The sequence below is a fragment of the Planococcus halocryophilus genome (genome assembly GCF_022489025.1).
GTDB classification, from domain to species: Bacteria; Bacillota; Bacilli; order Bacillales_A; family Planococcaceae; genus Planococcus; species Planococcus halocryophilus_A.
The window spans coordinates 1-12465 of the sequence record NZ_JAKVTG010000003.1 but is presented as its reverse complement, the minus strand read 5'-3'; the positions used below and the strand labels follow the sequence as shown (position 1 = coordinate 12465).

General features: G+C 38.8%; 11 protein-coding genes. 1 reads left to right on the top strand and 10 read right to left on the bottom strand.

Going from position 1 to position 12465, the window contains the following annotated elements; genetic code table 11:
• Window positions 1–249: 249 nt before the first annotated feature.
• From yihA to MLE13_RS04640, 6 genes are all read right to left on the bottom strand, one after another.
• A complete protein-coding gene (yihA, locus tag MLE13_RS04665; protein WP_240748289.1) occupies window positions 250–831 on the bottom strand; it encodes a ribosome biogenesis GTP-binding protein YihA/YsxC in 582 nt (193 codons plus the stop codon).
• Window positions 828–3155 (bottom strand): endopeptidase La, encoded by a 2328-nt coding sequence (lon, locus tag MLE13_RS04660; protein WP_240748288.1) that lies wholly within the window; start codon window positions 3153–3155, stop codon window positions 828–830. Before lon ends, yihA begins: the two co-directional genes overlap by 4 nt.
• Before the next feature lie 193 nt (window positions 3156–3348).
• On the bottom strand, window positions 3349–4620 hold the full coding sequence (clpX, locus tag MLE13_RS04655; protein ID WP_240748287.1) for an ATP-dependent protease ATP-binding subunit ClpX: 1272 nt from the start codon (window positions 4618–4620) through the stop codon (window positions 3349–3351).
• Between the two features lie 174 nt (window positions 4621–4794).
• The gene (gene tig, locus MLE13_RS04650) at window positions 4795–6081 is read right to left on the bottom strand and encodes a trigger factor (protein WP_065527891.1); all 1287 of its coding nucleotides are present in this window, start codon (window positions 6079–6081) and stop codon (window positions 4795–4797) included.
• Window positions 6082–6184: 103 nt separating this feature from the next.
• The gene (locus tag MLE13_RS04645; protein ID WP_240748286.1) at window positions 6185–7195 is read right to left on the bottom strand and encodes a tetratricopeptide repeat protein; all 1011 of its coding nucleotides are present in this window, start codon (window positions 7193–7195) and stop codon (window positions 6185–6187) included.
• 193 nt (window positions 7196–7388) lie between these two features.
• Entirely contained in the window at window positions 7389–9392 is a 2004-nt protein-coding gene (locus MLE13_RS04640; RefSeq protein WP_240748285.1) for an acyltransferase family protein, read from the bottom strand.
• A 509-nt stretch (window positions 9393–9901) separates the two neighbouring features.
• Here MLE13_RS04640 and MLE13_RS04635 point away from each other — a divergent pair.
• Complete coding sequence (locus MLE13_RS04635) at window positions 9902–10828, top strand: hypothetical protein (protein WP_240748284.1); 927 nt, start codon at window positions 9902–9904, stop codon at window positions 10826–10828.
• Window positions 10829–10893: 65 nt separating this feature from the next.
• On the opposite strand, the gene MLE13_RS04630 is transcribed toward MLE13_RS04635, so the two are convergent.
• The 4 genes from MLE13_RS04630 to MLE13_RS04615 all read right to left on the bottom strand — a co-directional run.
• Window positions 10894–11514, bottom strand: a complete 621-nt coding sequence (locus MLE13_RS04630) for a hypothetical protein (RefSeq protein WP_240748283.1) — start codon at window positions 11512–11514, stop codon at window positions 10894–10896.
• Window positions 11515–11575: 61 nt separating this feature from the next.
• The gene (locus MLE13_RS04625; protein WP_240748282.1) at window positions 11576–11902 is read right to left on the bottom strand and encodes a hypothetical protein; all 327 of its coding nucleotides are present in this window, start codon (window positions 11900–11902) and stop codon (window positions 11576–11578) included.
• Window positions 11903–12056: 154 nt separating this feature from the next.
• Window positions 12057–12275: a hypothetical protein gene (locus tag MLE13_RS04620; RefSeq protein WP_240748281.1), complete on the bottom strand. Its 219-nt coding sequence runs from the start codon at window positions 12273–12275 to the stop codon at window positions 12057–12059.
• Window positions 12268–12465, bottom strand: a 198-nt coding sequence (locus tag MLE13_RS04615) for a hypothetical protein (protein WP_240748280.1), incomplete at its 5' end; no start/stop codon positions are given. The genes MLE13_RS04620 and MLE13_RS04615, both read right to left, overlap by 8 nt.

The window sequence follows — 12465 nt, the reverse complement described above, 5'->3', positions numbered from 1 at the left end:
TCTCTATTAAGTATAACACTTTTATGCATAATGTTGACTCCGAAATTGTGAACAAGGCATGAACCTAGCCCTGATTATAATTATTATAAATTAATACTAGCAAACAGTTTTCCGTGTCACAAGTATAACGCTCTTAGTCAGAATTAACTGTAAATACAGGGGCAAATTATGAAGATTTTATCCCTTAAAGTACATCACTATACCAAAATTCCACAATAAAAACGCAACCTGAGGGCTGCGTTTATTGTATTACATTCTGCTTTCAATTTCCTGCCATGCTTCATCTTTACCCAATCCTGTTTCAGATGAGAAGACGATTAATGGATCGGTTTTTTCCATATCCAAAGTCGTGCGGACAATTTTCTTATGCTTGTCCCATTTACCTTTTGGAATTTTGTCCGCTTTTGTTGCAATGATGATACATGGAATTTCAAAATGTTTCATGAATTCATACATAGCGACATCGTCTTTGCTTGGCGGATGACGTAAGTCAACGATTTGAATAACAGCACGCAATGGCTCGCGGTCAGTAATGTACCGCTCGATCATTTTGCCCCATGCTTCACGTTCACTTTTTGATACTTTCGCATAACCATAACCGGGTACATCGACATAAAACAATTTCTCTTCAATTTTATAGAAGTTAAGAGTTTGTGTCTTACCTGGTTTTGATGAAATACGCGCCATGCTCTTGCGGCCAATCATTTTGTTGATAAAAGATGATTTACCAACGTTTGATCTTCCAGCTAAAGCAAATTCTGGCAATCCGTCTTCAGGGTATTGATCTGGACGAACGGCACTGATAACTAGTTCTACATTATTAACTTTCATTCATTTTCTCCTTCTAAGGCGATTTCTAATGCCTCATCTGCTTGAGAGACCAATTTAAATGTCATCTCTTTGCGGATTGTCTCTGGAATGTCTTCCAGGTCTCGCTCATTGTCGATCGGCAAAATGATGGTTTTCAACCCAGCACGATGCGCGCTCAACGTTTTTTCTTTAATTCCACCGATTGGTAGTACGCGGCCGCGAAGGGTAATTTCGCCGGTCATGCCTACTTCACGTCGAATTGGACGTTTCGTTAATGCAGACACTAAAGCTGTTGCAATCGTAATCCCAGCAGATGGTCCGTCTTTTGGTACGGCACCTTCTGGAACGTGAATGTGAATATCATGCGATTCATGGAATTTCGGGTCAATGCCAAGTGATTCTGCACGTGCTCGAACAAACGATAAAGCAGTTTGTGCAGATTCTTTCATGACATCACCAAGTTTACCAGTCAATTGCAGTTTACCTTTACCTGCAGACAATGAAACTTCAATTTGAAGTGTATCTCCGCCCACTGTGGTATAAGCTAGCCCAGTAGCAACACCTACTTGGTTCTCAGACTCTGCCATACCATAGCGGAATTTGCGTTTCCCAAGATAAGCCTCAACTTCTTTTTCTCCAACAACAATGTGTTCTTCTTCTTTTGAAACAATTTGTTTTGTTACTTTTCGGCAAATTGAAGCAATTTGACGTTCTAGCCCGCGGACTCCTGCCTCGCGCGTATAATAACGTACTACGTTTAACAAAGCATCCTCTTCAAACTGTAATTGTTCTGCCGATAAGCCGTGTTCTTTTAATTGCTTTGGAGCCAAATGATTTTTCGCAATCATTTGTTTTTCGACTTCTGTATAGCCCGCAATCGTGATGACTTCCATCCGGTCACGCAGCGGTCCTGGAATTGACCCAAGATCATTCGCTGTAGCAATGAAAAGGACATTTGAAAGATTGTATGTCTCTTCAATGTAATGGTCACTAAACGAATTGTTTTGTTCTGGGTCCAATACTTCTAGCATCGCTGAAGATGGATCCCCACGGAAATCATTCGACATTTTATCGATTTCATCCAATAAGAACACGGGATTCACCGTACCCGCTTTTTTCATTCCTTGAATGATTCGTCCAGGCATCGCCCCTACGTATGTACGGCGATGACCGCGGATTTCCGATTCATCACGAACGCCACCGAGTGAAACGCGAACAAAATTACGATCGAGTGACTCAGCAATCGACTTCGCTAATGAAGTTTTCCCGACCCCAGGAGGTCCAACTAAACAAAGAATAGGTCCACGTAAAGAGTTGGTCATTTGCTGTACAGCCAAATACTCCAACACACGTTCTTTAACGCTTTCTAAACCGTCGTGATCGCGATCTAACACGTCTTCAGCGTACTTAATATCCAACCGATCTTCTGTCGCTTCTGACCACGGAATTGTCACGAGCCATTCAATGTAATTACGAATAATGCCACTTTCTGCAGCTGCTGCAGGAAGTTTTTCGTAACGGTCAAGTTCTTTAAGAGCGGTTTTTTCCGTAGACTCTGGCATTTTTGCATCTTCAATCCGTTTTTTCAAATCAACGACTTCAGCTGATTTTCCGTCTTTATCGCCAAGTTCGGATTGAATAGCTTTCATCTGCTCGCGCAAATAAAATTCTTTTTGCGTTTGCTCCATTGCTTTTTTAACACGAAGATTGATCTTTTTTTCCAGATCGACCACTTCTTGTTCACTGTGTAACCGAGTGATTAACAATTCTAATCGTTTGCTAATATCAAAAGTTTCCAAAACATCTTGTTTTGCAGCTACTTTCATCGATAAATGAGAAGCGACCATATCTGCTAAACGGCCAGGTTCTTCAATATCCGCTACGGTATTGTACGTTTCAGTACTAACTTTTTTCGAACTTTTAGCGTAATTCTCAAAATGCTCCAACAACAAACGCATTAGTGCATCTTGTTCAGCATCTCGCTCTGTTTCATCCGCAAAAGGAGTTACTTCTACCGTTGTGAACTGTTCTTCATCATCATAATTTTTTAATTGGCCACGTTCTAATCCTTCAACCAAAACACGAATTGTACCGTTTGGCAATTTCAGCATTTGCTTCACATAAGCCAACGTCCCGATTTTGTGAAGATCTGCTCTTTTCGGCTCTTCAACGCTCATATCTTTTTGCGTTGCTAAAAAAACAATATTGTCATCTAGCATAGCTTTCTCTAATGCCGCCACAGAACGGTCGCGGCCGACATCTATATGCAGCACCATCGTCGGAAAAACAAGCAGTCCGCGCAATGGTAATAATGGCACGTGTTTCGTTCCTTTTTTCTTCGCCATCTAGGAAGTCACCTCCGGGGATATTTTAAACATGAATTAGTAGCATCTAATTTATAAGCTGTTTTGCTTTTCTAACAAAAACGGGCTAACTCAGAAGGTGCGGATGCGCACGATCAGAGTCAGCCCGTATCATCCTTTTGATTGGTTTAACGTTCACCCAGTTACCTTTTCCTGCTGGGTGAAATTCCACTCATTACGCGGATGTTTTCTCATCGTTGTCGCTAACGTACTCTGAACCATCTTCTAAGATTAGTTTAGGCGGCACGCTATCGGCAACAGTTTCTTTTGTAATGACACATTCGACAATATCTTCACGTGAAGGTAAATCGAACATTACTTCAAGCATCGTGTTCTCAATTATTGAACGAAGTCCACGTGCACCAGTTTTGCGCTCAATTGCCAGCTTCGCAATTTCTACAAGTGCTTCAGGCTCAAACGTTAATTTGACGCCATCTAGCTCCATCATTTTTTGGTATTGCTTGATCAATGCATTTTTAGGTTCAGTCAAAATTTCAACTAACGCTTTTTCATCCAATTGTTCAAGGCTTGCCAATACAGGCAAACGACCGATAAATTCTGGAATCAAACCAAATTTCAATAAATCTTCCGGAATCAATTGGCTAAGCAATGATTTCTCGTCGATTTCTTCTTTGTTTGGGTTTGCACCGAAACCGATGATTTTATTGCCTAGACGGCGTTTAATAATTTGATCGACTCCGTCAAAAGCTCCACCTACGATAAATAATACATTCGTCGTATCGATTTGGATAAATTCTTGATGAGGATGCTTGCGTCCACCTTGAGGAGGTACGCTTGCAGTTGTGCCTTCTAAAATTTTCAGAAGTGCTTGTTGAACACCTTCACCAGATACATCACGTGTAATTGAGGTGTTCTCAGATTTACGGGCTACTTTATCAATTTCATCGATATAGATAATCCCTTTTTCTGCACGTTCAACGTCATAATCAGCTGCTTGAATCAGTTTGAGTAGAATGTTTTCTACGTCTTCACCAACATAACCCGCTTCAGTTAATGAAGTGGCATCAGCAATAGCAAACGGTACATTCAGAATACGAGCCAATGTTTGTGCAAGCAAGGTTTTCCCGCTTCCTGTTGGTCCGATCAGTACAATATTCGATTTCGACAATTCAACGTCATCAATCTTACTATTAGAATTTACGCGTTTGTAGTGATTATAAACTGCTACAGCCAATGATTTTTTCGCTTTTTCCTGACCGATTACATAGCCATTTAAAATGTCTAAAATTTCTTTTGGCTTAGGTACTTCTTTAAATTCTACTTCTTCATCTGTACCAAGCTCTTCTTCTACGATTTCCGTACAAAGCTCAATACACTCGTCACAAATATAAACACCTGGTCCTGCCACCAGTTTACGAACTTGCTCTTGTGGTTTACCGCAAAACGAACATTTTAAATGCTCTTTTTCGTCATTGAATTTGAACAATGTATTCACCCCTATTCAAGCAATTATCTTACAAGATTATCGTGATTGTAGCAACTAATTAGATTCAGCGTCAATTTTGCTGCTACTTACGTATAAAGCCGGTCTTCTATGTAGTGGAAAACAAGGTACGTTTCCGCACCTTGTTTTCCCTAAAACTTATATGTTACTTATGTGTTATTCAGAAATTTTAGCGTTGTCCACTAGGAACTCAACTGTGTTCTGCATACGGATATCATTTTCAAGCATTTCAGTTCCACCTAAAGCTGTTTTAATCTGTTCAATGTCCATGCTAAATTGAGCAGCCATTTTTTCAAGCTCTTTATCGATGTCTTCTGAAGTTACTTGCATGTTTTCAGCTTTAGCAATTGCTTCAAGTGTCATTGAAACGCGTACGCGTGTTTCAGCATCACCGTGCATTTGCTCACGAAGTGCAGCTTCGTCTTGACCAGAGAATTGGAAGTATAGCTCAAGGTTCATACCTTGTTGCGTTAAACGCTGTTCAAAATCGCTCATCATGCGATCCATTTCAGTGTGGATCATTGCATGAGGAATGTCGATTGTTGCATTTTCAGCAGCTTTTTGAACCAATTCGTCACGAAGTTTCGCATCAGCAGCTGATTTTTTCTCAGCAACTAAGCTATCTTTCATTTTTGTGCGTAGAGCTTCTAAGCTTTCAACTTCTGGGTCAATTTCTTTTGCCAATTCGTCGTTAAGCTCAGGTAGTTCTTTGCCTTTAACTTCGCTTACTTTTACTTTGAACGTTGCAGCTTTTCCTGCAAGTTCAGCAGCATGGTATTCTTCTGGGAAAGAAACTTCAACTTCTTTTTCTTCTCCAGCTTTAACGCCTACCAATTGCTCTTCAAATCCTGGGATGAATGAGTTTGAACCGATTTCAAGAGAATAATCATTTCCTTGTCCGCCTTCAAATGCTTCTCCATCTACAAATCCTTCGAAATCGATAACAGCTGTATCGCCTTCAACGATTGCTTCGTCTTCTTTAACAGTCAACTCAGCCAAACGTTCTTGGTTTTCTTTCAATTGTTTTTCGATATCTTCGTCAGTTACTTCTGTATCAGGTTTTGACGCTTCAAGACCTTTGTATTCGCCAAGCTCAACTTCAGGTTTTACGATTACTTTAGCAGTAAACACTAGAGGTTGGTTTTTCTCGATTGTTTCGATGTCGATTTCAGGACGGTCAACTGGGTTGATTCCTGCTTCTTCAACAGCGTTTGCGTATGCGTCAGGTAGGATGAAATCTAATGCATCCTGGTAAAGTGACTCAGCACCAAAACGTTTTTCGAACATTTGACGAGGCATTTTCCCTTTACGGAATCCTGGTACGTTGATTTCTTTAACAACTTTCTTAAACGCTTTATCAAGACCTGCGTTTACTTCTTCTGCAGGAACTTCTACTGTTAAGACTCCTGTGTTACCTTCTTGTTTTTCCCATTTTGCTGACATAATTATAAGCCCTCCAAACATTTTCTTAAAAGTTATTTAACGTTCTCTACGATTTTTGACAACTTCAATATTATAGCACAGATGCACGCAGGTTCAACTATTTCTACCCATTACGCATCTCAAACCAAAGTTCGGCCTGTTGAATCAGCCCTAAGAGCTTTTCATCTTCACTAAATGAGCTTATTCCAGTAAATAACCCGGCCGTATAATCCATATATGCTTGTGCTATTTCTTTTTCATTAAAGTCATCCCACATAAACGGATATAGCAAGTAAATATGGCGTTCAAATAATTCTTTTACTAGTTCCAGACGAGTTGGATCTTTTTCTAAAGCTTCTTCCATAATAGCGGAAATTTTTTGTATGCGTCCGTCATTTACCGGGTCAGGTAATTCATTAATCATGAATACCCCTTTGTAATGGAACTTTTGCACTCTTACTTCTGCATCAATGTTTTCTTGAGACAGCATAAATAATATGTATGTTTTCGTCAACAAATCCGCTTCTACATGTTCAATAATTGCCAGCAGCTTTTTTTTGAGCGCTTGATAAGAAGTCGTTGGCAACGATAGAATAAGTTGTTCTTGTTCTGAAGGATGTAACGATAGAAAGTTTTCAATTGCATACAGTGATGCATCCACTTTCTCTGACGTTGCATTCGCTGAAATGCGTTCGTTCAATTCACGCAATTGCTGAAACTGCTCTAATCGCTCTTCAGGCAAAACTTTTTCTTCTATTAAAACCTCGATCATCTTTTCCGCTTCTTCAAATTCACGGACTTGCATTAAAATACTTATGTATAGCTCCATCGTCTCCAAATAGTGGATGGGACCGATTTGCAACAATTCTCTGCACACTTCTAGAGCTTCCCCAAACTCCCCAAGCTCATACAGACAATAAGTATAGCCTCCCAGTGCAGCTGCGTGGTCAGGTTCGTAACTAAGCACCTGATACAGACTGTCCCGAGCATCTTCGTACTTCTCTTCTTTTAAATAAGTCATACCTTCTGCCAGTAAACGTTCCACTGTGGTTGGAAAGACGATGACATTCCCCTTGCGTTTTAACTCCCGGTATTTCTTTCGCACTTTACCACCTCTTTTGTGTTTCATAATCATATCATATTCCCTTTATGTAGAAAACAATAAACTTACGATAGCATTTTGATATAAATGTTTATGTTGATTGCTTAGTCTTAACGCTTTAAGTTGGAAATGGTTTCATTCGTTAACTTTAAAAAAAACAAGAAATGAAATGTACTGCAAAAAATGAGCGAATGACCTTTTCAGGTTATTCGCTCAGCTTGTTAAACTATTCTTTTGTTAAAGCTTCAAGAATTGGTTTTTCAAATACCGGTGCGAAACTTCGAGAAAATGTTGCGGTCATATGATTGGCATCAAAATGAGTAACAACATTCCCAATTACGTAATGACAATACTCGCCATCACAAAAATAATCTGTTACATCCATTGTTGTTGCACTTTCTGGAATATAATCTGCTTGTGTAATTGGATTTTCTTTTCGCATAATGTCTTCTTGTTTTGCTTTGCAGTTTTCTGGTGCATCTTCATTTTTACTAAGGCATGTTAACACATGTTGTTTATACCAAGGTGTGTCTCTTACTAAAAATAAAGGAATGCCTTCGTTTTCAAAGTACTTCCAAGCTTCGATAAAGCCATCTGAAACTTCATCGTATTCTTCTTTTTGACTCTCCACATTTCCTACAGTGAAAATAAGGTCAGGTGTGTCTTTTGCAATTTTAGCTTTTACATTCGAAAACCATTTTTCGCATTCTGGAAAGTCTGGTAAACTCTCTTCCGAAAAACGACAACTGCTTTTAAGATAAGTTACAATTTTTAACTTGTGATTTTTCCCTAATTCTTCAAGCATCGGTTGCCAATGCGCTGAATGAGATCCACCTACTAGCGCAATTGTATAGTCGTAGTCTATAAGCTCACCATATTCACAAACTTTTGCTGCGGTCGTAACTTTCCCAACCATACAACGCTCTTCATAGATTACTGACCTGTCTTGTTTTGCTACATCTAAACTTGGAATATAAGGATCTTTAAACTCCTCTACCGTAGTTAATCGGCCAGTTTCCAAATAAGTTGCTGCACCTGGATGAGCTGAGAGACTTTCTTCATCTAACTCCGTGTCAGCGACAGGGACAGCTAAAGAAGTGTCTTCATATACCATCGTAGAAATCCATATCGCAACAGAGAAAACAATGATAAAACTTGCAGTTTTCCATGTAGCCACTTGAAGTTTACGGATTGGAACTTCAAATCCATAAATCGTGATATAAGCAAAAATCGATGCCATAACCATAATAATCAATCCATTGACAAATGAAACCTTCTCTACTTCAAATAATGCATAATAAAAAATCAATAACGGCCAATGCCATAAATAAAACGCATAAGATATACTTCCAAATTTCACTAACGGCTTCCAACTTAGCAGTCGGAAAGCGCTAAAATTTGTTGAGTAATTACCAGCCACAATTATAAACACAGCTGATAATACTGGCCATAATGCTGCATAGCCTGGGAACAATTGTGATACTTGCAATACGATGCCACAACTAATCAATCCAATTAATCCTAGCCAACCAAAAACCCATGCAAGTTTAGACGATATTACTAACTTTTGAATCGTTAATGCCAACAACCCACCAATTCCAAACTCCCATACACGAGTAAGCGTATGATAATAAGCGACTGGCTGATTTTCTGCAGTTAAATATACCGAGTAACCAAAAGATATAATTGAAGCGATAGAAATTAAGATAATTAATTTGCTTTTAATGTGTTTTCCTGAAAAAACACGAAGAATGCTAATCGCTACAAAGAATATTAACAACCAAACTAAATAAAACTGAAATTGGATGCTTAACGCCCAGAAATGCTGAAACGGAGAAGCGCTATTGTTCTGAGCTAAATAATCTACTGAATCGATAGCTAAGCGCCAATTTTGAAAATAAAAAACAGAAGCTAAAAACTCATTTAGTGTTTGTTGCTTCGTAAAAGCTGGCAATATGTATAGACCTGCGATTAAAGTGGTAATACCAATTAGCCAAGCTGTTGGTAAAAGTCGTTTCAATAATTTAATAACATAAGAAAAGTATAAGATCTTCCCATTTTTTCGATACATTGAAAAAAGCGATGTCGTAATTAAAAATCCTGATACGACAAAGAAAACATCTACTCCACCAGAAACGCGATTAAACCATATATGGTAAATTGCCACTAATATGGCAGCGATTGTTCGTAAACCTTCTAGTTCGGGACGAATACGTCTTTTAGATTCCATAAATTTTCGTAACTCCTTATCATCAATACACAATTTAATATAATTGTATCATATCTATAATTTCCTATTAGATTTTTTATAAATAGTATTTACATTAAAAAACACGATGCCTTATCCATTGCAGCGTGTGCAATTTATATCCTTCATCATAGTTTAAAAAATCGGTCATTCCGCTAAACAAAAAACCTTCCCATCACTCTGTGAGCGGTGGGAAGGTTTTGAGAAGTATGTACATTCCTATAATGTCCCAGGAGGGATTCGAACCCCCGACCGACGTAGAATTAGCCGTTTATAAACCGCGCTATGAAAGGTTTGTGAATCGGTCATTAGCCGTTCTTAGACCGTATACCTAAAGATAACATCGTAATAGGCATTGCGCAAAGAGAAAATACCTGCGCTTTAACTTAAAAGTTTAAGTTTCTTCTATTATAAATATTTCATTTAGAAAACTAACATTTATTGTATAATGAATTAAGGCTAAATAATGGATTTATGAAAGAAGGGTTAAAATGGCATTTCAAGCAAACGTATTACAAGTATTAATTGCCTCTCCATCTGACGTTTTCAAACAACGCAATGAAATAGAAGAATCAATTTATAAATGGAATAATTTACATGCTAAACAAATGAATACTATCTTATTGCCAATTCGTTGGGAAAACGATACTATTCCCTCTTATAACGAAGAAGGTTCTCAACAAAGCATTAACGAACAAATTGTTTATGATTGCGACATACTTGTAGGAGTTTTTTGGACCAAATTTGGTACGGCTACTGCAACAAGCCCTTCTGGAACAATTGAAGAAATAAACATTTTTCTTAAGCAAGGAAAAGAAGTTATGCTCTACTTCGTCGATGGAGATATACCTAGAAACAGTAATTATGAAGAGGTTAAAAAGATTGATGATTTTAAATCAGAGTACCGAAAAAAAGGGATAACTTTTAGTTATTCTAAAGGAAATATTATTCCGCACCTTTATAAAAAAGTACAAGAATACAATAAAAAAAGGCCTTCTATTGCAAAGTCACTCTTCCAACAAGATTTTAATAATGCGGCGACAGAGGATATTGATATTTATACAATGGTAATTCGAGGAATCTTTACACCAGTTGAAATGTTATTTCTGAGCTATATGTTAAGTACAAATATTCGTGAATTTGACTCATTAGAAGCAAGCACATTGAATACTGAACATGAATTAATAGCGTGGTTAGAAAGTAATTCTTATGACTCTGAACTAATTAATATGTATGGACAAGTTCTTTCAAACTTCTATGATAGAGGTTTATTAACACCAACCTATCATCCTTCATACAATCATGTAATAACATATAAGATGCCTCTACCTCTGTATGATAGAGTGCGAGCCTTGACTTCAACGGCTAAATTAATCATAAGTAATAATGCACAAAAATTTTATAAACTTCCATTCTAATCAAAAAAAACGCCTGCCGATAATGGCAAGCGTTTTTTGAGTTTCTACCTATTATAATATTACGTTTAGTTCTTCATTCGTGCAATGTTATCGCGAAAATCGTTATAAGCCGGGTGAATCATGCGCAAACGTCTATATGCGCCATCCGCGCCACTAACCTTGTGCGCTTTCAATTCGTCGAGCCGCTCTTGCTCTTCCGTCTTCAATGCGGCAAGCGTTTCATTAAGGCTCTGCAATCGCTTAAGCGCTACAGTATCTCCGTTCACGCGTGCAAGTACGCTTGGCAATTGCAAACGGATATGCGCTAATTCTTCTGCGCTCATTCCATCTAAGCGACGCTCTAACGTCTTATATGCGCTATGCTTACCGTTATCATCCCTCGCTAGAGTAACGTCTGCAACGTAACTGTCTAGCGCGTAGTCGCCTTGCTTGCGTTGTTGTTCGGTTGCAGTGAAACGGCTATGCTGTGCGGCATGCTCCGCCTTTTCAATTTCTGCGACAATAGAAGCATTGAAGGCGTTTTGCTGTTCGGCAACAAAGGCGTCTAGTTCCGCGCGCTTCTCTTTAATTTCGTATTCCTGTACTTTTGCATCGTGGTAATACGGGTTATCCGAAGTTTTAATTTTCTCAACCTCTCTACGGAATTTCTTAACTGCATTTTCAATTTCAGTTTTAGCATTGTTCATTTTAATTTCCCCTTTTGGTATATTTCTTATTGCAACAATTGTTATTTTTAAGCGTAATGCTTTACCATCTGCCGCCTTTTAAATGGCTTGTTATGCTCGGCAAGTCTGCGTTTGTCGTAGGTTCATCGTGAAGCACGTATCCTTCTGTTACTAGATACGCGTTAATATTGTCTAATGCGTGATTGTGCGCGGCAAAGTCGTTTCGTGCCTTACTGCGAAATTGCGACTTATATAAGGTATCGCCTGTTACGCAATCAATTACGATTATTGAAACTTCGCGATATGCAGGCTTCTTCGTTATGCTGATATTTGCGGCAACATAACCTTTCATTGAATTTGTGCTATCTGCCGGAATTGCTTCGCTTGCCTTTCCTCTGAATAATGGCATTTCATATTCCTCCTTATTTTTAATGTGCTTATATAGTCGCATTTTTACGTTTTAAGACGTTTTAAAGCTATCGGAATAACACAGGAAGGTATTTGTACCTGCTATCTTCATAACCCCTTAGAACGCTTTAAAATTTAATTTTGCAACCTCGCTGCTATTCGCTTATTGCCGCAATATTAAACATATACAAGGCGGCGCGGCGTTCTTCCTGCGGTATCGTATATTGAACCGCTATGCGTTTGCCTGTCGCTGAATCATGATACTCTGCGGCAATCCGCCATTTTTTATTACGATTGATACGGCTCATTAATGAGGTGTCTTCCGTGTATCCGAAGTAGCCGCCGCTTCCGTTGTTCCATACTTCATTACTCATTGTTCTCGCCTCGTTCCGGCATATACTTCTCTAAGCCATGTGCGGCAATCTGTTCGACTGTCATAAGGCGCAAGCGATAAACGGTTATATCTCCGCCGCGCGTCTCATACCAAAACTTATGAACCGGAGGCAATATTTCGATTGCGGGAATCTCCGCTTTCTTTTCTTCCATCATGCTCCGATGCCTCCT